The sequence below is a fragment of the Streptococcus sp. oral taxon 061 genome (assembly GCF_013394695.1).
Classification (GTDB): Bacteria; Bacillota; Bacilli; order Lactobacillales; family Streptococcaceae; genus Streptococcus.
On sequence record NZ_CP058258.1, the window covers coordinates 1,037,311 to 1,058,690 of the forward strand.

Annotated in this window: 23 protein-coding genes and 1 other annotated feature; of the genes, 7 read left to right on the plus strand and 16 right to left on the minus strand. The window is 38.0% G+C overall.

What is annotated here, in order from left to right; genetic code table 11:
- Positions 1-58: 58 nt before the first annotated feature.
- From coaE to ybeY, 5 genes are read right to left on the minus strand one after another with little or no spacing between them, the layout of a single operon-like run.
- On the minus strand, positions 59-652 hold the full coding sequence (gene coaE / locus HW271_RS05135; protein WP_178895116.1) for a dephospho-CoA kinase: 594 nt from the start codon (positions 650-652) through the stop codon (positions 59-61).
- On the minus strand, positions 652-1,476 hold the full coding sequence (gene mutM / locus HW271_RS05140; RefSeq protein WP_178895117.1) for a DNA-formamidopyrimidine glycosylase: 825 nt from the start codon (positions 1,474-1,476) through the stop codon (positions 652-654). Before mutM ends, coaE begins: the two co-directional genes overlap by 1 nt.
- Before the next feature lie 48 nt (positions 1,477-1,524).
- The gene (era, locus tag HW271_RS05145; protein ID WP_004252648.1) at positions 1,525-2,424 is read right to left on the minus strand and encodes a GTPase Era; all 900 of its coding nucleotides are present in this window, start codon (positions 2,422-2,424) and stop codon (positions 1,525-1,527) included.
- Between the two features lie 17 nt (positions 2,425-2,441).
- Positions 2,442-2,837: a diacylglycerol kinase family protein gene (locus HW271_RS05150; RefSeq protein WP_178895118.1), complete on the minus strand. Its 396-nt coding sequence runs from the start codon at positions 2,835-2,837 to the stop codon at positions 2,442-2,444.
- Positions 2,818-3,315, minus strand: coding sequence for an rRNA maturation RNase YbeY (gene ybeY / locus HW271_RS05155; RefSeq protein ID WP_178895119.1), 498 nt, complete (start codon positions 3,313-3,315; stop codon positions 2,818-2,820). Before ybeY ends, HW271_RS05150 begins: the two co-directional genes overlap by 20 nt.
- 104 nt (positions 3,316-3,419) lie before the next feature.
- Between ybeY and HW271_RS05160 the strand changes: the two genes are divergently transcribed.
- Entirely contained in the window at positions 3,420-5,072 is a 1,653-nt protein-coding gene (locus HW271_RS05160; RefSeq protein WP_178895120.1) for an NFACT family protein, read from the plus strand.
- Between the two features lie 65 nt (positions 5,073-5,137).
- On the plus strand, positions 5,138-5,998 hold the full coding sequence (locus HW271_RS05165; protein ID WP_178895121.1) for a YitT family protein: 861 nt from the start codon (positions 5,138-5,140) through the stop codon (positions 5,996-5,998).
- 61 nt (positions 5,999-6,059) lie between these two features.
- On the opposite strand, the gene HW271_RS05170 is transcribed toward HW271_RS05165, so the two are convergent.
- Together HW271_RS05170 and nox are read right to left on the minus strand one after the other, a co-directional pair.
- Positions 6,060-7,408, minus strand: a protein-coding gene (locus HW271_RS05170) for an IS3 family transposase (RefSeq protein WP_178894523.1) whose coding sequence is annotated in 2 segments (ribosomal slippage) — positions 6,060-6,967 and positions 6,967-7,408 — 1,350 coding nt in all. Because the reading frame shifts where the segments join, the coding sequence is not laid out codon by codon here.
- 92 nt (positions 7,409-7,500) lie between these two features.
- Entirely contained in the window at positions 7,501-8,880 is a 1,380-nt protein-coding gene (gene nox / locus HW271_RS05175; protein WP_178895122.1) for a H2O-forming NADH oxidase, read from the minus strand.
- Between the two features lie 326 nt (positions 8,881-9,206).
- On the opposite strand from nox, the gene HW271_RS05180 reads away from it, so the two are divergent.
- Genes HW271_RS05180 through HW271_RS05190 form a run of 3 tightly spaced genes read left to right on the plus strand, consistent with a single transcriptional unit; the run spans position 9,207 to position 12,028 of the window.
- Positions 9,207-10,127: an FAD:protein FMN transferase gene (locus HW271_RS05180; protein ID WP_178895123.1), complete on the plus strand. Its 921-nt coding sequence runs from the start codon at positions 9,207-9,209 to the stop codon at positions 10,125-10,127.
- A gap of 33 nt (positions 10,128-10,160) precedes the next feature.
- Entirely contained in the window at positions 10,161-10,766 is a 606-nt protein-coding gene (locus HW271_RS05185; RefSeq protein ID WP_004252640.1) for an NADPH-dependent FMN reductase, read from the plus strand.
- A gap of 17 nt (positions 10,767-10,783) precedes the next feature.
- Positions 10,784-12,028 carry an NAD(P)H-dependent oxidoreductase gene (locus HW271_RS05190; protein ID WP_178895124.1) on the plus strand — a complete coding sequence of 415 codons (1,245 nt, stop codon included), beginning with the start codon at positions 10,784-10,786 and terminating at the stop codon, positions 12,026-12,028.
- Between the two features lie 96 nt (positions 12,029-12,124).
- Here the strand turns inward: HW271_RS05190 and HW271_RS05195 are convergent, their stop codons facing one another.
- The 5 genes from HW271_RS05195 to rplJ all read right to left on the minus strand — a co-directional run bounded on the left by HW271_RS05195 (position 12,125) and on the right by rplJ (position 16,914).
- A complete protein-coding gene (locus HW271_RS05195) occupies positions 12,125-12,382 on the minus strand; it encodes a DUF896 family protein (protein WP_178895125.1) in 258 nt (85 codons plus the stop codon).
- A 15-nt stretch (positions 12,383-12,397) separates the two neighbouring features.
- Positions 12,398-14,434, minus strand: coding sequence for a glycine--tRNA ligase subunit beta (gene glyS / locus HW271_RS05200; protein ID WP_178895126.1), 2,037 nt, complete (start codon positions 14,432-14,434; stop codon positions 12,398-12,400).
- A gap of 206 nt (positions 14,435-14,640) precedes the next feature.
- Positions 14,641-15,558 (minus strand): glycine--tRNA ligase subunit alpha, encoded by a 918-nt coding sequence (gene glyQ, locus HW271_RS05205; protein ID WP_178895127.1) that lies wholly within the window; start codon positions 15,556-15,558, stop codon positions 14,641-14,643.
- A 411-nt stretch (positions 15,559-15,969) separates the two neighbouring features.
- Entirely contained in the window at positions 15,970-16,338 is a 369-nt protein-coding gene (gene rplL, locus HW271_RS05210; RefSeq protein ID WP_001196964.1) for a 50S ribosomal protein L7/L12, read from the minus strand.
- A gap of 75 nt (positions 16,339-16,413) precedes the next feature.
- Positions 16,414-16,914, minus strand: coding sequence for a 50S ribosomal protein L10 (gene rplJ / locus HW271_RS05215; protein ID WP_178895128.1), 501 nt, complete (start codon positions 16,912-16,914; stop codon positions 16,414-16,416).
- A gap of 38 nt (positions 16,915-16,952) precedes the next feature.
- Positions 16,953-17,088, minus strand: a sequence feature (ribosomal protein L10 leader region).
- Between the two features lie 635 nt (positions 17,089-17,723).
- On the opposite strand from rplJ, the gene HW271_RS05220 reads away from it, so the two are divergent.
- Positions 17,724-18,251 (plus strand): ECF transporter S component, encoded by a 528-nt coding sequence (locus HW271_RS05220; protein WP_178895129.1) that lies wholly within the window; start codon positions 17,724-17,726, stop codon positions 18,249-18,251.
- Between the two features lie 10 nt (positions 18,252-18,261).
- Positions 18,262-18,777 carry a transcription repressor NadR gene (locus tag HW271_RS05225; protein WP_178895130.1) on the plus strand — a complete coding sequence of 172 codons (516 nt, stop codon included), beginning with the start codon at positions 18,262-18,264 and terminating at the stop codon, positions 18,775-18,777.
- Here the strand turns inward: HW271_RS05225 and HW271_RS05230 are convergent.
- The 4 genes from HW271_RS05230 to HW271_RS05240 all read right to left on the minus strand — a co-directional run bounded on the left by HW271_RS05230 (position 18,774) and on the right by HW271_RS05240 (position 21,368).
- A complete protein-coding gene (locus HW271_RS05230; RefSeq protein ID WP_178895131.1) occupies positions 18,774-19,241 on the minus strand; it encodes an 8-oxo-dGTP diphosphatase in 468 nt (155 codons plus the stop codon). The two genes, HW271_RS05225 and HW271_RS05230, sit on opposite strands and share 4 nt — an antisense overlap.
- A 19-nt stretch (positions 19,242-19,260) precedes the next feature.
- A complete protein-coding gene (locus HW271_RS08790) occupies positions 19,261-19,695 on the minus strand; it encodes a hypothetical protein (RefSeq protein WP_229026665.1) in 435 nt (144 codons plus the stop codon).
- A 2-nt stretch (positions 19,696-19,697) separates the two neighbouring features.
- Complete coding sequence (locus HW271_RS08795) at positions 19,698-20,198, minus strand: hypothetical protein (RefSeq protein ID WP_229026667.1); 501 nt, start codon at positions 20,196-20,198, stop codon at positions 19,698-19,700.
- 543 nt (positions 20,199-20,741) lie between these two features.
- On the minus strand, positions 20,742-21,368 hold the full coding sequence (locus HW271_RS05240; RefSeq protein WP_178895132.1) for an NAD(P)H-dependent oxidoreductase: 627 nt from the start codon (positions 21,366-21,368) through the stop codon (positions 20,742-20,744).
- Between the last annotated feature and the right edge of the window lie 12 nt (positions 21,369-21,380).

The window sequence follows — 21,380 nt, forward strand, 5'->3', positions numbered from 1 at the left end:
TTAATCTAAGATGACTTGAACAAACAATACCAAAATTCTCCTTCCTAACAAAGTTGATTTATAGACACATTTCATCAAGCAACTGAACTACCTGAGCTATCAGCTGTTCTTGATTTCCATTATTATCTAGACTGTGGCTAGCCAGACTAATTTTTCTTTCTAAAGGCCATTGAGAGTTTAAACGGGATTCAGCTGCTTCTTTTGAAATTTGATCCCGTCTCATTAATCGCTCCAATTGAACATCACGATTTACATAGACTAACCAAGTTTCGTCAAACCATGAAGCATAGTCCTGCTCAAAAAGCAGGGGAATATCCATGAAAAAGAGTGCTTCAGTCCGAGCCAACTGATTTCGTAAAATGGCTAACTCCTCACGAATAATTTCTCCTTGGGTTCTCTTAGACCATTCCTGCTCTTCGGGCTTTGAAAAAATAAGACTAGCCAGAATGGGGCGATTCAGTTCACCATTCTCAAGAAGGATCTTCTCCCCAAAGTGCTCCACTAAAATCTGATAGAGACGTCCACCTGGTTTTTGTAGTTGGTGCACAAGGGCATCCGCATCAACGACTTCAAACCCTTTGTGTCTAAGAAAATTTATAACAGTTGACTTCCCAGATGCAATGCCTCCAGTAATTCCAATGATTTTAGCCATTACTTCCTCCTTTGACACTTAGGACAAAAGTGAGTTCCACGACCACCAAGTTGAATCTTTTCGATGATAGCTCCGCAACGCGAACAAGCTTGACCTGCCTTGTCGTATACTTGATGAAATTCCTGCATAGTGCCATCTTCTCCAAAAGCATTGGTATAGGTTCGGATAGTGGACCCTCCCTTTTCAACAGCCTGTCCTAGAACCTTAATGGTTTCATCATGGACTTTTCTAGCCTCTTGGGAGCTTAAACTATTAGAACTTCTAAACGGATGAATCTTCGCTCTCCAAAGAACTTCATCAACATAGATATTTCCTAATCCTGCTACAAGAGTCTGGTCCAGCAAATGAGATTTAATTGGTTTTTTAGACTTTTTCAAGGCTAGTTTTAATCTTGCTAAATCAAAATCTTGCTCAGTCGGTTCCGGACCTAATTTTTTAGTAACAAAGTAAGCTTCTAAAAGCTTCGGAGCAAGCAATTCCATAGTCCCAAACTTACGAACATCCTCATACACCAAAGTACCACCATCTTCAAAATGTATCAAAATATGAGCGTGTTTACGTTCTGGAACTTGGTCTGGGTAATAAAAATACTTGCCTTCCATTCTCAAATGTGAGATAAGGACTTTATCAGATAAATAGAAAAGTAGATACTTGCCACGGCGTCCCATTGATAAGATAACTTGACCAGGCAGTTCCTTTCGAAATTGGTCCAAATCTGTCTTAATCATCTTGGGGTAACGAATGTCAAGACTAGCAACCTTCTTCCCCAGAATCAATTTTTCTAGTCCACGCCGAACCGTTTCGACCTCAGGTAATTCAGGCATAGCTCCTCCTTTTCTAAAAACAAGAAGCAGGCTACTGCCCACCTCTTCTTAATATTCTTTTTCGTTGTAACCAAAATCAGCAAGATCTAATTTCTTATCGCGCCAATTTTTCTTAACCTTGACCCATGTTTCTAGGAAGACCTTGTCACCTAGCATGAGTTCGATATCTTTACGAGCCATGGTTCCAATTTTCTTGAGCATGGCACCGCCTTTACCAATGATAATTCCTTTTTGGCTGTCACGCTCGACCATAATGGTTGCTCGAATATGAACTTTATCGGTTTCCTCATCTCGTTTCATAGAATCAACCACTACTGCAACTGAGTGTGGAATTTCCTCACGCGTTAAGTGTAAAACTTTTTCACGAATCATCTCTGATACTAGGAAACGCTCTGGGTGATCTGTGATTTGATCTGACGGGAAATATTGGAAACCTTCTTCTAAGTTTTCGCTCAAAATATCGATCAAACGCGAAACATTATTTCCTTGTAGAGCTGAAATCGGTACAATTTCCTTAAAGTCCATCTGATTACGGAAGTCATCGATCTGAGCCAAAAGTTGGTCTGGGTGCACCTTGTCAATCTTGTTTACCACGAGAATCACAGGAACCTTAGCAGCCTTGAGTCGTTCGATAATCATATCGTCACCCTTCCCACGTGGTTCATCAGCAGGAACCATAAAGAGAACGGTATCGACTTCACGAAGAGTGCTATAGGCTGACTCTACCATGAAATCTCCAAGAGCTGTCTTAGGTTTGTGAATTCCCGGCGTATCGATAAAGACAATCTGTTCCTTATCGGTCGTGTAGATTCCCATAATCTTGTTGCGCGTTGTCTGCGCCTTGTCACTCATGATGGCAATTTTTTGCCCCATGACATGATTCAAAAAAGTTGACTTCCCAACATTGGGACGTCCTAAAATGGCTACAAAGCCTGATTTAAATGTCATAGTTACCTCTATAATGTTTAAAATAGCAAATCCCAAATCCTAGGGATGAAAATGATAAGTCCAGTCACTGCAGCAAATAAAGACACAACAAGAACTGCACCTGCAGCCATGTCTTTAGCCTTCTTTGCAAGCATATCGAAGTGATAATGGCTAGCCAAATCCACTACATTTTCAATAGCAGAATTTAAAATCTCAAAAGCAATTACTAAAAAAATGCTTAATAGGAGAAATAGCCATTCAATTCTGGAAACTTGAAAAACAATGCCTGCAAGTAGAACTAAGAGAGAAGTCACCGTATGCTTTCTCATATTACGCTCTTCTTTTATGGCAGTAAAAATACCTGTCAGGGCAAAATCTAAACTTGAAAGCAAGTCGCGATTCTTCCATTTTCGTTTATTGTCTTGTGAGTCCATAGGCTGTTAAAATTTCTTCTTGTAAACCGAACATCTCCGCTTCTTCTTCCGGAGTGTAGTGATCATAACCGTTTATGTGTAAAAAACCGTGCACAGCTAAAAAGCCCATTTCACGTTCAAAACTATGACCGTACTCTTCAGCTTGCTCATGCGCTTTATCAATTGAAATGAATAACTCGCCGATATAAGAATCAAATTCTGACATCATTTCTGCTAAGTCAGGATCTTCTGCCAAATCCTCTTCGTCAAAGGTAATCTCTAATTCAGGTTTGTATTCAAGACTAATAACGTCTGTTGGACGGTCAGTATCACGAAACTCTAAATTGAGTTCATGACTGCGTTCATTGGTCACAAAAGTGACTGCCATCTCCTTGTCTTCTTTTCCAATTTTTTTAGCAGCAAATTCCAAAATTTCTTGTGTTTGCTTTAAAATTTCTTCAGAAACCTGACCAGTTTCATCTACCATTTCAATATACATGTGCTTCTCGATTCTCTTTACTTGGCTTTATTATACCATATTTCTATGATTTTATTCTACCTTTTTGATATAATACTATGGAATACATTCATAAGGAGAGAACCATGTCATTTGATGGATTTTTTTTACACCACATGGTTGAGGAATTGCGAGCTGAATTACTAAACGGTCGCATTCAAAAAATTAATCAACCCTTTGACCAAGAATTGGTCTTACAAATCCGTAGCAATCGCCAAAGTCATCGTCTGCTCCTTTCTGCTCACCCTGTTTTCGGACGCATCCAGTTAACAGAAACGACCTTTGAAAACCCTGCTCAACCTTCTACCTTTATCATGGTTTTGAGGAAATATTTACAGGGTGCTGTTATCGAGTCTATCGAGCAGATTGAAAACGATCGAATCGTTGAAATCACTGTTTCTAACAAGAATGAGATTGGAGACAATATCCAAGCCACCCTCATCATTGAGATTATGGGTAAACATAGTAATATTCTCCTTGTAGATAAGTCTAGCAATAAAGTTCTTGAGGTTATCAAACACATTGGTTTCTCTCAAAATAGTTACCGTACACTCCTACCTGGTGCAACGTACTTAGCACCACCAAGTACGGAGGCTCTCAATCCTTTTACCATCAAGGATGAAAAACTTTTTGAAATCCTACAAACACAGGAATTGACAGCTAAAAATCTTCAAGTTCTCTTTCAAGGTTTAGGCCGTGATACGGCATTTGAATTAGAAAATTTATTAACTATTGAAAGACTTTCCAATTTCCGTAACTTTTTTAATCAAGAAACAAATCCATGCTTAACTGATAAGTCTTTTTCTTGTGTCCCTTTTTCAACTAAAATTGAAGGACATTTTTCAAGCTTATCTCAACTTCTTGATGTTTTTTACAAAGATAAGGCAGAACGTGATCGTGTCAAACAACAGGCTAGTGAACTCATTCGTCGTGTTGAAAATGAACTACAAAAAAATCGTCAAAAACTGAAGAAACAAGAAAAAGAACTTCAAGCTACCGAAAACGCTGAAGAATTTCGTCAAAAAGGCGAATTACTAACGACTTTTCTTCATCAAGTTCCAAACGACCAAGACCAAGTCATATTAGATAACTACTACACCAATCAGCCTATCACAATTGCACTTGATAAGGCTTTAACACCAAACCAAAACGCTCAAAAATACTTCAAACGTTATCAGAAGTTAAAAGAGGCTGTCAAATATCTGACTGAACTAATTGAAGAAACCAAGGCAACAATTCTTTATTTGGAAAGTGTAGAGACAGTTCTCAGCCAAGCTGGGTTAGATGAAATTGCTGAAATTCGTGAAGAATTAATTCAAACAGGCTTTATTAGAAGACGCCAACGCGAGAAAATTCAAAAGCGTAAAAAGCCAGAGAAATATCTAGCTAGCGATGGTAAAACCATTATTCTCGTTGGACGAAACAATCTTCAAAACGAAGAGTTGACCTTTAAAATAGCACGCAAAGAGGAACTTTGGTTCCATGCTAAGGATATACCAGGAAGCCACGTTGTCATCTCAGGAAATCTGAATCCTTCTGACGAAGTCAAGACGGATGCTGCAGAACTAGCTGCCTACTATTCGAAAGGACGCCTTTCCAATCTTGTTCAAGTTGATATGATTGAGGTTAAAAAGCTTAATAAACCAACTGGTGGAAAACCTGGATTTGTGACTTATACAGGTCAAAAAACGCTTCGTGTCACACCTGATTCTGAGAAAATTGAATCCATGAAATTGTAATAAAACTTTTGTAGTCAAACTCTCACTACTTTACTTTTGCACAAATAAATATAGGAGGGAGCTCTATGCTTCGGCATATTAAATCAACTGTAACTATTATTTTCGGAGCTGCTATTTTCGCCTTCGGACTTACCTATTTTGTTGTTCCACATCACTTGTTCGAAGGTGGAGCAACAGGGATAACCTTGATTACCTACTATCTCTTTAACATCCCTATTTCGCTGATGAATATCTTGATTAATATCCCTCTCTTCTTACTAGCTTGGAAAATATTTGGACTAAGATCACTATATTCCAGTCTACTTGGAACCATCGCTGTCTCCGTCTGGTTAGCTATCTTTGAGAAGATTCCTCTTCAGTTTAACCTTGAAGGAGATCTCGTTGTGGTTGCTTTAGTAGCTGGTGTCCTCCTAGGTGTTGGACTTGGTGTTATTTTCAATGCGGGTGGAACAACTGGTGGTACTGATATCGTCGCTCGTATCCTTAATAAATACACCAATATCTCTGTTGGAAAATTGCTTTTTGGACTTGATTTTCTGATTCTAATGTTGATTTTAATCATCTTCCAAGACCTACGTCTTGTAACCTATACTCTCTTATTTGACTTCATCGTTTCAAGAGTTATTGACTTAATCGGTGAGGGTGGATATGCTGGAAAAGGATTTATGATTATCACTCAAAAACCGATGGAATTAGCCGATAAAATTAACGAAGAACTCGGTCGTGGTGTTACCTTTATCTCAGGACAAGGCTACTATAGCAAAAAGGACTTAAAGATTATTTACTGTATTGTCGCAAGAAATGAAATTGTCAAGATGAAAGAAATGATTCATACAGTTGATCCGATGGCCTTTATCACTATCACGGAAGCTCACGAAATCCTTGGAGAAGGGTTTACTTTCCCAGCAAGAGACGAGGTTTCTTAACCTAAAAATAAAAAAAGTAACTTCAACTATTGTACTGCCCCCAAAAAGTTAGACAATTAATTTACCCAAAGGATTTAGTTCTGTATTGTACAGGACTAAGTCCTTTTAGTTTTACCTTAATTCGTTTGTTGTTGTAGTAATCAATATAGTCTACAATAGCTTGTTCCAAGTGCTCAAGTGACTGAAACGTATTCTCATAACCATAAAACATTTCAGACTTAAGAATGCCAAAGAAAGATTCCATCATACCGTTATCTGGGCTATTTCCCTTACGTGACATAGATGGTTGGATTCCCTTATTCTTTAAAAAATGATGATAGAAATCGTGTTGGTATTGCCATCCTTGGTCACTATGGAGAATTGTATTTTCGTAATGGTTCTCTGTAAAGGCTTGTTCTAGCATAGCTTTCATTTGTACTAAGTTCGGTGAAGTAGAAAGATTGTAGGAGATAATTTCGCTGTTAAAGCCATCTAAAACTGGTGATAAATAAAGCTTTTGACTGCTTGCTGGAATGGTAAATTCTGTCACATCTGTGTAGCACTTTTGCATTGGTTTGGTTGCTTCAAATTGACGTTGAATAAGATTGTCTGCTTTCTTGCCAATCTCTCCTTGGTATGAAGAATACTTCCGTTTACGACGAATTCGAGCACTTAAACCAAGGACCTTCATTAGACGTTGCACCTTCTTATGATTCACTACAAAACCACGATTCCTCAATTCAAGAGTCATTCGACGATAGCCGTAATTCCCTTTATGCTCAGTAAAAATAGCTTGAATTTCAACTTTAACATCATAATCTTTATCGTTTTGATCGAGCTGTTTTAAATGATAATAATAAGTTGAACGGGCAAGCTTAATAATCTTTAGAAGAATCTCTAAAGAAAACTCTGTTACCAATCCTCGGACAATTTCCGTTTTTCTTCTTGCTCTTTTTCGTCCCTCAATCGGAGTTCTCTCAACTTTTTTAGAACAGCATTCTCCGCTCTCAGGTATTCATTTTCTGCTTGAAGACGTTCTAACTCTGTCATCTCTTCAGGTTTCTTCTTTGACTTACGTCCCATTTTAGGTGGTCTCCCTCTTATTTTCTCAACAATAGTATACCCGTTTTTCTTGTATTGTGCCAGCCAATTCGAAAGTAATCCACTACTTGGAAGAGCATAATCCAGAGACACCCTAATTTGTGAACGACCTTCAAGAAGAACTTTATCAATGATCTCTTGTTTTAGTTCAGGAGAATAGTAACAATTCTTTCCTTTTTTGACGATTTTTATCCCATAACGATCAATCAATTTAATCATGTACTGAAGATTAGAAATATTTATCCCAAATTGATTTGAAAGCTTTCTAAAGCTCTCTCCTTGCTTTTTGAGTTCATAGATCCGAACTTTATCTTCATAAGTTAATTTCATAATAAAACACCCCAAAAGTTAGATTTTTTCCTGTCTAACTTTTGGGGTGCAGTTCACTATTGAAGTTACTTTTTTTATTGTCATATCATCAATTATTTTTCAGCTGTAAGAGCAGCCATTGTGATGTAGTTGTATGGTTTGTTGAAGTGTGGCAAGAAGAATAGGTCAGTCAATGCCAACTTGTCGATTGTTACATGTTCTTGGATAGCAAGTGAGAACATGTGGATAGCCATAGAGATTGCAGAATCACGAGATACCATTTGAGCACCAAGGATTTCACGACTATCTTTATCAAAGACAATCTTAATTGCAACTTCATAGTTGTCATGTTTCATAAATTCTGGTTTTTGAAGATCGTTAAAGCCAGTTTCAGTTGCATTGTAACCTGCAGCTTTTGCTTTTTCAAGTGTCAAACCAGTTGAAACCATGTGAAGACCATAGATTGAGATACCATTTGATCCTTGAACACCGATTCCTTCAAGCTCATGTCCACAAGCATTGTAAGCACCTACAATACCAGTACGAACAGCGTTTGATGCAAGGGCAATGTAGCTAGTGTCTTTACGAGCGTTGTCATAAACAGTCGCACAGTCACCAACAGCGTATACACCTGGGATTGAAGTTTCTTGTTTCTTGTCTACAAGGAAAGCACCGTTACGGAAGAGTTCGATCTTACCATCAGCAAGAGCTGTGTTTGGACGGAAACCAACTGCAAGAACAACCATATCCACATCAAATGTTTCTTTATCAGTGATCAAGCGTTCAACTTTTCCTTCACCTTCGATAGCTTTAACTGTTTGACCAAGTGCCAAACGGATGTTGTGGTCTTCCAAGTTTTTAGCCATCATTTGTGTGAAGTCTTTGTCATAGTATCCGTTCAATACTGTGTCAACGATATCAACAAGGACAACTTCTTTCCCAAGACGTTCGAAAGCTTCGGCAAGCTCAACACCGATGTAACCACCACCGACAACAGCGATGCGCTCAAGGTGTTTGCTCTTATCCGCAAGTTTGTTGATAACTTCTTCAGCATTTTGGTACAATTTAACGAATTGTACGTTTTCAAGAGTTGCTTTGAACTCACGGTTACCTTTAACGATTTCAACACCTTCGATTGGTGGCAAGATTGGAGTTGAACCAGTAGCGAAGATCAATTTATCATAAGATTCTTTGTGTTCTTTACCTTCTACTTCTGCAGTAACAACTTTGTTGTCGTAGTCGATTGAAAGAACTGGTGAGTTCATGTAAACTTTAGCACCTTTTGCTTCCAATTTTTCTTTGTCAGAGTAGAACAAACCTTCAGGTCCGTCAATTTGTTCACCAATCCAAAGTGCCATTCCGCATCCAAGGAATGAAATGTTTGAGTTTTGGTCAAATACAACGATTTCGTTTTCGTTTCCAAAATTATCCAACATAGTGTTGATACATGCAGTTCCAGCGTGGTTAGCACCCACAACTACGATTTTACTCATAAGATAAATCCTACCTTTATTTTTTTATTTACTAATCAAGTATATCATTATCTGGGAACGTTTACAAGATTTTTGACCGAATTGATATTTTTTTGCAATTTTTCTAATCTCATATTATCTTATATAAAATTGTTTTCATCATTTCTCAATTCCTGAATAACTTTCTAAAATCTTATAAGCATATTTCTTGACTTTTTGTAAAAAATAATTTGTGAAAACGTTGACTTTATGATATTCTATTTATATGGAAATGAAATATAAATCTTTAGAATACTATCAATTCAAGATTTAAACTCTTTCCAATCGATTTGAAGGGAGTTGATTTTTTGCCTCTCAGTTCATCATCTGAGCGATTAATGGGAACTACGATTACTATTTCCTTAGTTCATGAACAAGCCGATAATCTTCTCCGTCAAGCTTTTGATTTGCTCAAGGAACTTGAATTCCGTTTCAATGCGAATAGTACTGAATCAGAATTGATGGAAATTAACTATCAAGCAGGAATTGCCCCAGTTAAGGTTCACCCTGATTTATTTGAATTGATTTCTTTAGGTTTAGAACATAGTCTAGCGCCTGGTAGTCATCTCAATATCAGTATCGGTCCTTTGGTTCAAACCTGGCGTATTGGTTTTTCCGACGCAAAGGTTGCTAGTCCTGAAGAGATTGCTTCTGTTTTACCATTGATAGACCCTCATTTTATTAGACTCGATTCAATCAATTCTACGGTTTTCCTAGAAAAAAAGGGAATGAAAATTGACTTAGGGTGTTTAGCAAAGGGGTACAGTGCAGATAAGGTTGCAGCTTTCTTAAAAGAAAATGGCGTCACCTCTGCTCTTATCAATCTTGGAGGAAACATCCTCACAATTGGGAACAACCAATCAAAAGATGGACGTCCGTGGCAAATCGGCATTCAAGATCCAAATAATCCACGCGGTAATCACCTGATGACCTTGTCTATTACTGGAAAATCAGTGGTTACATCTGGGATTTATGAACGGCATCTTGAAATCAACGGCAAGGATTATCATCACATTTTTGATAGTGAGACAGGTTATCCCATTGAAACGGATTTAGCCAGTTTAACCATTGTATCTGACCGTTCAGTCGACGGTGAGATATGGACCACTCGTTTGTTTGGCGAACGTAGCGCCTCTATTATGTGGCAAGTCGAAAATATTGATGGTATCGAAGCCATTCTCATTTATAAAGATGGACATGTCGCTTGTTCATCTGGTATCCAACGGTAATTAATTAATAATGCAAAAGAGAAAGGAAAGCCCATGCTTAAACTTATTGCTATTGTAGGAACAAACTCAAAACGTTCCACAAACCGCCAACTGCTTCAATATATGCAGAAACACTTTGCTGACAAAGCAGAAATCGAATTGGTAGAAATTAAAGATCTGCCTGTATTTAACAAACCAGCTGACAAACAAATCCCAGCTGAAGCTACGGAAATCGCTGCTAAAATCGAAGCTGCTGATGGAGTTATTATCGGTACACCTGAATACGATCACTCAATCCCAGCTGTTCTTATGAGCGCTCTTGCTTGGATTTCATATGGTGTATTCCCACTTTTGAACAAACCTGTTATGATTACAGGTGCTTCATATGGTACACTCGGTTCTTCACGCGCTCAATTGCAACTTCGTCAAATCCTTAATGCTCCTGAAATCAAAGCAAATGTTCTTCCAGATGAATTCTTGCTTTCTCATTCTCTTCAAGCATTTGATCAAAATGGTGACTTGGTAGATCTTGATGTCATCAAGAAATTGGATGCCATCTTTGATGACTTCCGTATCTTTGTTAAAGTTACCGAGAAATTGCGTAACGCACAAGAACTTCTTCGCAAAGATGCTGAAGATTTTGATTGGGAAAATTTGTAAGATAGGAGATCGAAAGAATGAAATTTGTTGGACTTGTTGGATCAAACTACGATCAATCATATAACCGCAAACTATTGGAGTTCATCCGCCGTCAGTTTAAATTTAAATTTGAACTAGAAGTTTTGGAAATCGATGAAGTTCCAATGTTTAACCAAGACGAAAAATGGGACGAAAGTTTCCAGTTGCGCCTTCTTTACAACAAAATTACTCGAGCTGATGGTGTGATTATTGCTACTCCAGAGCACAACCACACGATTTCTGCTTCACTTAAGTCAGTCCTTGAATGGCTTTCATACGAAGTTCATCCATTTGAAAACAAACCAGTTATGATCGTGGGTGCTTCATATTATGACCAAGGTACTTCACGTGCTCAAGTTCACCTTCGTAAAATTCTTGATGCACCAGGAGTAAATGCCTACACATTACCAGGTAATGAATTCCTTCTTGGAAAAGCCAAAGAAGCTTTTGATGCAAACGGAAATATTATTAACGAAGGAACTGTTAAATTCCTTGAAACTTGCTTAGATAACTTTGTCAAATACGTAGGAGTCGTATCTAATTTGAAAAAACCAAAACCAATTGAACCAGAAGATTTGGATTGTGGAAAACCAATTGCCACAACTATTACAGAAGTTGACCCTGATGATCCAGAATGGGTAGAAAAAGTTGCAGAAATCACAGGAGCTGTATCTGGTGATACATACGTTAAACTTGACCATGGTATCCTTACAGTTAATCAAATCGATATGTTCTTGAAAGCTATGCCTTTTGAATTGACATATGCTGACGATAACAACCAATTCCTATACTACAACAACGCTCATCAAGATCCAGAAACAATGTTTGCGAAACGTGTACCACCTCAATCAGGTAGCCGTATGTCAACAGTTCACGGATCACTTCCACCTGCACGTATGAAGAACGTTGAGTGGGTTATCGGTACACTTCGCAATGGCAACCAAGAATACGTACGTACAATTGTTCCTGGTTCTCCAGCAGGTGTTATCAATACTCACAACTACCAAGCTATGTACTATCCTGATGGATCATATGCTGGTATCAATGAAATTGTCTTTAACTTCCAACCATGGCTTGACTGGTACTTGAAAGAAACTGGTCAACGTTTGGTAGGCGGTAGCGGACCTTTCGCTCCTGCTGCAGGTCATGGTGATGCAGATGCTACTTCTGGCGCTTCTGACTCAGCTGATGGCGGCCACGGCCACGGTGGTGGCGCAGATGCTACTTCTGGTGCTAGTAACTAATAACTAACAAAAAGGAACCATTTTGGGTTCCTTTTTTAAGAGACAACAAAACTCGGATAGCATACACTAACCGAGTTTTGTTTTGTTTTATTTAACTTAGGAATTTGGATCGTCAAGACTTCGACCATGCAAGCCTTTTTCACGTTGTACCTGACGAAGCTTTTCCGGTGTCACGTCGTTTCCTTCCTCATCCACGATTTTAATTCCTTCAACATGGTGACGAACTGCTCGACGATATCCCTCAATGTATTCTTCACGAAGTTGGGCTTGTTCTATTTTTTCTTCCGCAGTCAAACCTTCTGTTTTTTTCTTTTTAGCAAGCTCATTAATACGAGCGATTTTTTCTGGTGTCATATTTGGACCTCCAATTTATTTTGTATTGAGAAGATTGAAAGCAGCCACTGTTTTTGCTTTATTAACAAGTTCAGCAAGGATAGCTAAACGGTTGTTCTTCACATCAACATCTTCTGCCATAACCATGGTATTGTCAAAGAATGCATCAATTACTGGACTAAGAGCAAATAGTTGCGTTAATTTATCACTAGCTGAACCTTGCAATTCTAATCTTTCTACAGCTTGAGCTAGTTCTCTTTCTTGTTCATTTTCAAAGAGACTTGAATCAACTTTGACTGAACCATCTGCCTTTTCGGCTAAGTTAAAGGCACGAGAGAGAGATTCAACTGATGATTTGTAATCTTCAGTATTTGCAGCTTCGGTTAAAGCTTCTGCAGCTTCAATCATATCAGAAACAACAAAATTCGAACTTGCGAGAACAGCTTCTTTGATATCTTTTGCAGTAGAACCCATCATCTTATCAACACGAGCTTTAATGAAGTTAAGCACTTCTTCTTGATTATCATAAGTTAGACTTTCAAATGATAAGGCATAAAGGCTCGCAATCAATTCGTCCATTGGAATCTTCCAACCAAAGTCTTCCAAGATTCGAACAATTCCTTGTGTTGCACGTCGAAGAGCATACGGGTCGTTTGAACCTGATGGAATCAAGCCAACCGAGAAGAAAGATAAGAGAGTATCTAATTTATCAGCTAGTGCAAGGATAGCACCAACTTTAGACTCAGGAAGGGCTCCGTCAGCTGAATCTGGAAGATAGTGCTCACGAATAGCTTGTGCTACTGCCGCATTTTCACCAGCGAGAAGCGCATATTTCTCACCCATGATCCCTTGAAGCTCATCAAATTCACCAACCATACCGGTTAAGAGGTCAAATTTATAAATGGCTGCAGCACGAGCAAGATCAATAGATTCATCAACTGATAGACCAGCTTTTTCAGCTAGCTGGATAGCAATTTGCCCTGTACGAATCATGTGTTCACGAAGAGAACCAATCTTTTCATGGAAGGTAACGTGTGAAAGTTTAGCAACTAAATCTTCAATCTTGAGTTTTTGGTCTTCACGCCAGAAGAATTCTCCATCTTCCAAACGAGCAACCAAAACTTTCTCATTTCCTCGAATGACATTTCCCAAGTGTTCAGCATTTCCGTTACGAACTGAAATGAAGTTTGGTTTTAGATTTCCTTCAAGATCACGGACTACAAAGTAGCGTTGATGAGTTTCCATTGAAGTAACCAAAACTTCTTCTGGAACTTCTAGGTATTTAGGATCAAAATTACCCATAAAAGCGGTTGGATATTCGACCAAGTTTAAGACTTCGTTTAAAAGTCCTTCATCAATCTGTACTTGAACGCCTTGTTCTGCTTCAATTTCCTTGATTTGTTCACGAATCATATTTTCACGTTCAATGCTATCAGCAATGACATAGACTTTGCGTAAGTCTTCTTCGTAACTATCAGCATGACGAATTTCCACTTCATGTCCAAGGAAACGATGTCCACGGCTCACTCTGCCTGAATGGATGTCTAGGAAGTCCATTTCAAGAGCTTCATCATCCAAAAGGACTATCAAAGTATGGACAGGACGAATGTATTCAAAGGTATTATTTGCCCAGTGCATACTTACTGGGAAGCTAAGGCTAGCCAATACTTCTGGAATCCCTGTCAACACTTCCTCAGCAGGTTTTCCAGCTTCATGCTTGGTTACATAGACATATTCTTCACCTTTAATTTCACGGAATTCAATATCATCAACTGTCAAGCCTTTTCCACGGACGAATCCTTGAGCTGCTTTAGAAAAGTTCCCTTCTTCATCCAAGGCGATTTTCTTAGAAGGTCCTTTAAAATCTTCAGTCAAATCTGTTTGTTGGTCTGCTAAACCAAGTACACGAACAGCCAAACGACGTGGAGTTGAGAAAGTTTGAATCCCTTCGTATGAAAGGCGATTTTCATCCAAGAAGGCTGCCATTTTTTCACCTAGTTGTTTTTCACTTGGTGTGACAACGTAGGCTGGTAACTCTTCGAGTCCTAATTCTACTAATAAGTTTTTTGTCATGTTTTTTCTCCGAAAAATATCTTTTTTTCCAGTTTGCCTTATGTGATTGGCACGCAAGCAACCGACTTCGTCGTTTCATTGCTAAAATTGGAGCCTAAGGTCTCCAATTTTGCCTGGTATCGTTAGTTTCTCTAACGATACCTTTATCACTGCGGCAACTGGTTCTGTAGGATTGCTCTATCAACCAATCCTATCTAATACACTCTTTATTCTTCCTCTTCTGCTAGGAGTTGAGCACGTGTGACTTCATCTAGAAGTGGGTAACCGAGTTTCTTGCGTTCTGCGACGAAGGTTTTGGCTACGACACGAGCCAAGTTACGGATGCGGGCAATATAACCAGCACGTTCTGTAACAGAAACAGCACCACGAGCGTCGAGTAGGTTGAAGGTATGTGAACATTTCAAAACGTAATCATAGGCTGGATGGACAAGGCCCAATTCCAAAGCACGTCCTGCTTCTTTTTCAAATTTTTCGAAGTTTTCAAGAAGCATATCTTGGTCAGAAACTTCAAAGCTGTATTTTGAGTGTTCATATTCTGGCTGAAGGAAGATTTCTCCATATTTAACTCCTGGAGCCCACTCAATATCATAAACAGAATCTACTTCTTGAATGTAAGAAGCTAAACGCTCTAAACCATAAGTAACTTCAGCTGTAACAGGACCAGTAGCTAAGCCACCGACTTGTTGGAAATAAGTGAACTGAGTAATCTCCATACCATCAAGCCAAACTTCCCAACCAAGACCAGCTGAACCAGTTGATGGGTTTTCCCAGTTATCTTCAACGAAGCGGATATCGTGTTCCAAAGGATTAATACCCAATTTCTCCAACGACTCAAGGTAGAGCTCTTGGATGTTTGAAGGTGATGGTTTCATAACCACTTGGAATTGATGGTGTTGGTAGAGACGGTTTGGGTTTTCCCCGTAACGACCATCTGCTGGACGACGAGATGGCTCTACATAAGCTGCGTTCCATGGTTCAGGACCAATAGCACGGAGGAAGGTATAAGGACTCATTGTTCCCGCACCTTTTTCGTTATCATAAGCCTGCATCAGCATACAACCCTGGTCATTCCAGTATTGCTGCAAGGTCAAAATAATTTCTTGGAAGGTTAATTTTTTGGACATGTTTTACTCCTTTTTTTTATTCTTGTGACTTTGGATACAAAAAAACCGTGTCTTTGCTCCTAAGTCAAGTGACCTAGGGGCGTCAAAAACGCGGTTCCACCCTAATTTATTACTTCATTATCTTTATTAAAATACCAAAAGCGCCACACTTATCTCTCAATCACCTGACTCTCACTATCTCAGACTCGCTTAGGATTTACCAATAAGATATTCTTTCTTGGGTCTATTATAACAAAATGAAATTCAAAAGTAAATTATTTTCATAAGGAATCTTTTCTAAATCATCTAAACTAGACACACCAATTTAACATCGTTGTCCCTTTTTTGCCCCTTTTTGAACAAAAAGAAAAACCGCTACTCCTAAGAATAGCGGTTTAATCATGTTTTTAAGCTACAAATGTAGTCGCTCTATTATTTAAGAGTAACTGAAGCTCCAGCTTCTTCCAATTTAGCTTTGATTTCTTCAGCTTCTGCAGTTGGAACGCCTTCTTTGATAACACCTGGTGCACCATCAACAAGTTCTTTAGCTTCTTTAAGTCCAAGACCAGTGATTTCACGTACAACTTTGATAACGCCAACTTTTTTGTCACCAGCAGCTGTCAATTCAACGTCAAATGAGTCTTTAGCAGCACCAGCGTCAGCAGCACCAGCTGCAGCAACAGCTACAGGAGCAGCTGCAGTTACACCAAATTCTTCTTCGATAGCTTTTACAAGGTCGTTCAATTCAAGGATTGAAGCTTCTTTAATTTCAGCAATAATGTTTTCAATGTTCAATGCCATTGTTATTTCCTCCAAATAAGTTTAAATTTAATTTTGTTATTTTTTTGTAGCTAGGCTACGCTGCGTAGCTTATGATTAAGCTGCGTCTTCTTTGTTGTCTGCAACCGCTTTGACTGCAAGAGCAACGTTGCGCACTGGCGCTTGAAGTACAGAAAGGAGCATAGAAAGAAGTCCTTCGCGACTTGGAAGAGTTGCAAGAGCAAGAATCTCTTCTTTTGATGCGACAGCGCCTTCGATTGCACCACCTTTGATTTCAAGTGCTTCAGCGTTTTTAGAAAAGTCGTTCAAGATTTTCGCTGGTGCGATAACATCTTCGTTAGAAAATGCTACTGCAGATGGTCCAACAAAAACAGATGCAAGATCTTCAAGTCCAGCTTGTTCAGCTGCACGACGTAAGATTGAGTTTTTAATAACTTTATACTCAACTTCGCTTCCACGAAGCTCACGACGAAGAACTGTATCTTGTTCAACTGTCAAACCACGAGCGTCTACAACGACGATTGATGCAGCAGCTTTCATTTTCTCAGCTACTACGTCAACTAGTTCCGCTTTCTTAGCAATAATTGCTTCACTCATTAGTGTGTTCACCTCCGTAATTATTTTGCTTGGGGAATTTTTCCAAAAGAAAAACGCGCCCAAACCTAGACACGAAAGTACAATACGCTTCTTTTTACATGATACGTTTTGTCCTCGGTAGGATATTTATGAGTCTTGCTCCCCTACTGTCTTAGGCAGTTTTTTCAAACCGTTTATAAGTATATCACAATAATTCTATCAAAGCAAGTATTTTTTAAAAAAATTTAAGTTTTTTCTCAATTCTACTGCCACTTAGAGAAGAATATTTTTTATATTTTCTCAGTAAATTGAAAAGATTGGTACCAAGGTATTATAGATTAAGAGCGCATGAAAGAGCAACATTAACACATGAAATATGAATGGAGTATTTTCCGTGTTTTGAATGTCCTGATTAGATTTTTGACTGTCTAAGAATAGTGTTAATGACAAGAAAAGCAAAATCATTCCATAAATAATACTAATGTGAAAAAGAATCACTCCTATCGCACGAAAATATAGAAAACCGAAAATGGGTATACTAAAAACAATTAGTGCTAGTGATCCAAAAGCAATTTGAATTAAAGAAATCATTAAGAAACTATAGGCGGTAAATGTAGTAAATTTTGATACTCGTAATCCAGTTTTCTTCAGCTTAGATGTATAATAAATGACAAAAATCGGGTAAAGAATATCTACCATCTCAACTCTCCACTTTTAATAAGATTATTTACTATATTTTAACGATTTTTCTCCAGAAATGCAATTTGCTCCTTGACTAGTTTAAAATTTTAGTGTACTATACAACTGTATATACAGAAAAAGGAGTTATTATGAATACAAAAAAGAAAACCCAATTCATGACTGTAACCGCATTGCTAACCGCTATCGCTATTTTGATTCCTATAGTGATGCCATTTAAAATCGTTATTCCTCCCGCTTCCTACACTCTTGGAAGCCACGTGGCCATCTTCATTGCTATGTTTCTCTCTCCATGGATGGCTATTTTTGTCATTATTGCTTCTAGTATTGGATTCTTACTAGCCGGTTATCCGATTGTTATCGTACTTCGAGCTTTTTCTCATATCTTCTTTGGAACCCTGGGAGCTTTCTACCTTCAAAAACATCCTCAAACCTTGGACAACAAGAAATCTTCCTTGATTTTTAACTTTGTACTTGGTTTAGTACATGCTATCGCCGAAGTCTTTGCTTGTATCATCTTCTATGCTAGTACAGGAACAGACCTAAAAAATATGTTCTATGTTCTCTTTGTATTAGTTGGTTTTGGAACTATTGTTCATAGTATGATAGACTATTACTTAGCATTAGCTGTTTATAAAGCACTAAAAAAACGCCATTAAGAAAGAGACTATGACAAAAAATAGAAAAGAAACCCTTTTACAACTCTTAAAAGAAGCTCCAAAACCTCTAAACGGACAAAGCTTAGCAGAACATTTTCATGTAACTCGTCAGATTATTGTTCAGGATATAGCTGTGCTTCGTGCAGATGGTGCTCCTATCCTATCAACCAATCGTGGGTATATCTATAAAGAAAACAAAGCCAATTCTTTTGTTCATAAACTCTTTAAGGTCAAACATAAAGAGGAAGATATGGGGCAAGAATTACTTGCTATCGTTGATAACGGAGGACGGGTTCAAAATATCCTTATTGACCATCCTGTCTACGGGGAAATCGAAACCCTCCTCAAACTAAGTTGTAGACGCGATGTGGAGCACTTTTTAAACCAAGTTAAGACGTCTGATTTTCGCCCCCTATCTGAATTAACAGATGGCGTCCATTATCACCTAGTCGAAGCTGAAAACGAACAAGACCTCCTCTATATCGAGAAGGCCTTGGACCAGCTTGGTTATTTAGTAAAAGATTAGAAGGTTCTCTTTTCCCACCCATCCTCTGTACGGTGACGGTAGAAAAATTCAGACTTGTCTGGAGCTTCCATCATCTCCATCAAAGGTAACATATCATAGGCCAGATCCAAATTTGGAATCTGGTCTTTTTCTATCCAGGACACTTCTCCTTCTTCAGATGATTGTAGAGTACCAGTAAACTCAGTCGCCTTATAACAAAAGACAATATAACGCTCACCTGTATCTAACGGCCAATTTTTAATGCCGACAAGTTGAGGATTTTGAATCGTCAGACCTGTTTCCTCGTATATTTCACGAATAACTGACTCTGTAAAAGCCTCTCCGTCTTCGACATGGCCTCCTGGAAAGGCATAGCCAGACCAATGGTTGCTTTCGGGTGATCGATACTGCATAACAACGCGCTTCTTTTCAAGATCTTCAATCAGACAAATATTTGTTAAAATCGTTAATTGTGCTCGTGACATAGGATTCACTTTCTAATCTTTAATTTTCTATCATGTACTTAACTTTAGATTTCATAATCAAAGGATTAATCCAGTCATGATATTCATGAATTTCATGGAGTAAGAATCCTCTGTTGATTCTGATTTCATTTTTTTCCCTAATCACATAGTAGTCTAAATTGATAGGCATAGATGAATCTGGAACCGTGGATAAAATGAAAAAGATCATAAACCAGATTAAAAGAGCGAAAAAGCCACTGAGAGCCTGAAAAATCAGATGATGCCATTGAAAGATTCTAGTTTTATAGAAGATAGTCCATGGATGAATAAATAAAGTAAGGCAAAGACTAAATAACCAGATGTTCCACACAATAGGTGTAAAAGCAAAACCGAACAAGCCTAAGATAAAATGAATCAGGACAAATACAAGAAACATAAGGTAAAGAATCCTAAATATAGTTAGATGTTTTAGCATGATTAACTCCTTTTCTTTTTAATATATTTGGAAATTAAAATGATCAAAGTAGCCACTAAGAAGAAGGTTATATAAGTAAGAATTGGAAACCAGATGTAGCGGTGATCTAGAGATAAGAGAGAAGGTAAAATCCCTTTACTATTTTTCCCACCAATCCCAATAAAGAGATGAACTATTAAACCGATACTATTAAGATAGATAAATAAATCTGCATATCTTTTTATCGTCATTCTTGTCCTAGTCAAGTCTAGGAACCAATAGTCAAATAATCGATAGACCAGACAAAAAAGATTTATATATATTGGAAAACTATAGTTGATATCTCTGTATGGCGAAGGAATAGGAAGACTTTCAAAAATTAGATTCAAACTTAGTCCTATTGCTAGGATAAGACCGAGGATCAAGAAGAATCCTAAAAATTTATGAGAATCTAGCCAGAGCTGAAAACTTTCTCTCCTTGATAAATTCTTTTTTGTATTTGAATATCTTTTATTCTTTTTCATTTGAGTGGATTTTCCTTATTTTCTTATTTTCTTTTTTTCTTTTCAATATGCTTGGAAATTAAAATAATCAAAGCAGGCACTAAGAAGAAGGTTATATAAGTAACGATTGGAAACCAGATGTAACGGTGATCTAAGGTTAGCAAGGGAGGAATAGACTTTCTATTTCGACCCATTATTCCGAAAAATGAGTGAAACAACAAACCTACTCCATTTAGGTACAAGAATGGATTTGTAAAATCTTGGAGTCTAGTCATTCCATCGAAATTATCTCTAAAAATACCCTGATAAAGTATATTCACTAAGAATACTAGATTCATAAAAAGTGGAAAGACATAATTAAAGTTTTGATAGGGTTTTGGAAGAAGAGTTGTCCCAAGCAACAAATAGATTATCCCAAAAGCTGATAAGAAAAATATACTACTATCTAATAGAAAAGCTATTTTTGAATGCTGTAGCAACCACAATTTTACTTTATCCAGCCAGCTTATTTTTTGATTTGGCTTATAGTGTTTTTTGATGTTTTCTCTATTTTATTATCTTGTTTTATGATAGTTTCTTCACTTCTGCTGCGACCTTTTTGAGATGCTTTTCCCGCATACTAGCGGTATTCACATCCCGTCCAACTTCACCTAGTACGCACACGCGCTTAGTTTTAATTCCACAGTGATTCAAGACCGCATTTTTCAAAACAGAGATGCCATAGCTATCTGGAATGTTGATAGGACCCGAAAAGATTTTGTACCACCAAGTGGGTGCCATGGAGGTTGCGTAAATACTGGCTGTTTTCCCTTTTAATAACTTTTTAAACTGCTTGCCTCTAAGGTAATTCCAGATAAAACTCCCCTGATCATTAGCAGAGTAAGCAATCCCTGGAGTAAAGACCCGGTCAATCCAGCCCTTCATAAGGCTCGGCATACTACTCCACCAGATGGGATAAACAAATATGAAATGATCTGCCCACTGTATTAATTCTTGGGAACGAAGGATAAAAGAATCTTCTTCCATACGTTTTCGATAGCCATAACGTAAAACAGGATCAAAGTTCTCTTCATTAAGGTTGATGACTTCAACTTCATGGTGCTTTGAATCAATATTTTCTACAATGGTTTGAAAAATAGCCTGACAGTAACTTTCCTTATCAGGGTGTCCATTGATGACTAGAATTTTCATTCGTCTTCTCCT

Excerpts from the sequence above, each read along its gene's own strand:
- HW271_RS05150 (WP_178895118.1), bottom strand. The coding sequence starts at position 2,837 with ATGGACTCACAAGACAATAAACGAAAATGGAAGAATCGCGACTTGCTT.
- HW271_RS08795 (WP_229026667.1), bottom strand. The coding sequence starts at position 20,198 with ATGAAAAAGAATAAAAGATATTCAAATACAAAAAAGAATTTATCAAGG.
- HW271_RS05185 (WP_004252640.1), top strand. The coding sequence starts at position 10,161 with ATGCTTAAACTTATTGCTATTGTAGGAACAAACTCAAAACGTTCCACA.
- era (WP_004252648.1), bottom strand. The coding sequence starts at position 2,424 with ATGACATTTAAATCAGGCTTTGTAGCCATTTTAGGACGTCCCAATGTT.
- HW271_RS05240 (WP_178895132.1), bottom strand. The coding sequence starts at position 21,368 with ATGAAAATTCTAGTCATCAATGGACACCCTGATAAGGAAAGTTACTGT.
- rplL (WP_001196964.1), bottom strand. The coding sequence starts at position 16,338 with ATGGCATTGAACATTGAAAACATTATTGCTGAAATTAAAGAAGCTTCA.
- coaE (WP_178895116.1), bottom strand. The coding sequence starts at position 652 with ATGGCTAAAATCATTGGAATTACTGGAGGCATTGCATCTGGGAAGTCA.
- HW271_RS05160 (WP_178895120.1), top strand. The coding sequence starts at position 3,420 with ATGTCATTTGATGGATTTTTTTTACACCACATGGTTGAGGAATTGCGA.
- glyQ (WP_178895127.1), bottom strand. The coding sequence starts at position 15,558 with ATGTCCAAAAAATTAACCTTCCAAGAAATTATTTTGACCTTGCAGCAA.
- glyS (WP_178895126.1), bottom strand. The coding sequence starts at position 14,434 with ATGACAAAAAACTTATTAGTAGAATTAGGACTCGAAGAGTTACCAGCC.
- HW271_RS08790 (WP_229026665.1), bottom strand. The coding sequence starts at position 19,695 with ATGCTAAAACATCTAACTATATTTAGGATTCTTTACCTTATGTTTCTT.
- HW271_RS05225 (WP_178895130.1), top strand. The coding sequence starts at position 18,262 with ATGACAAAAAATAGAAAAGAAACCCTTTTACAACTCTTAAAAGAAGCT.
- ybeY (WP_178895119.1), bottom strand. The coding sequence starts at position 3,315 with ATGTATATTGAAATGGTAGATGAAACTGGTCAGGTTTCTGAAGAAATT.
- HW271_RS05195 (WP_178895125.1), bottom strand. The coding sequence starts at position 12,382 with ATGACACCAGAAAAAATCGCTCGTATTAATGAGCTTGCTAAAAAGAAA.
- HW271_RS05220 (WP_178895129.1), top strand. The coding sequence starts at position 17,724 with ATGAATACAAAAAAGAAAACCCAATTCATGACTGTAACCGCATTGCTA.
- HW271_RS05165 (WP_178895121.1), top strand. The coding sequence starts at position 5,138 with ATGCTTCGGCATATTAAATCAACTGTAACTATTATTTTCGGAGCTGCT.
- HW271_RS05230 (WP_178895131.1), bottom strand. The coding sequence starts at position 19,241 with ATGTCACGAGCACAATTAACGATTTTAACAAATATTTGTCTGATTGAA.
- rplJ (WP_178895128.1), bottom strand. The coding sequence starts at position 16,914 with ATGAGTGAAGCAATTATTGCTAAGAAAGCGGAACTAGTTGACGTAGTA.
- HW271_RS05190 (WP_178895124.1), top strand. The coding sequence starts at position 10,784 with ATGAAATTTGTTGGACTTGTTGGATCAAACTACGATCAATCATATAAC.
- mutM (WP_178895117.1), bottom strand. The coding sequence starts at position 1,476 with ATGCCTGAATTACCTGAGGTCGAAACGGTTCGGCGTGGACTAGAAAAA.
- nox (WP_178895122.1), bottom strand. The coding sequence starts at position 8,880 with ATGAGTAAAATCGTAGTTGTGGGTGCTAACCACGCTGGAACTGCATGT.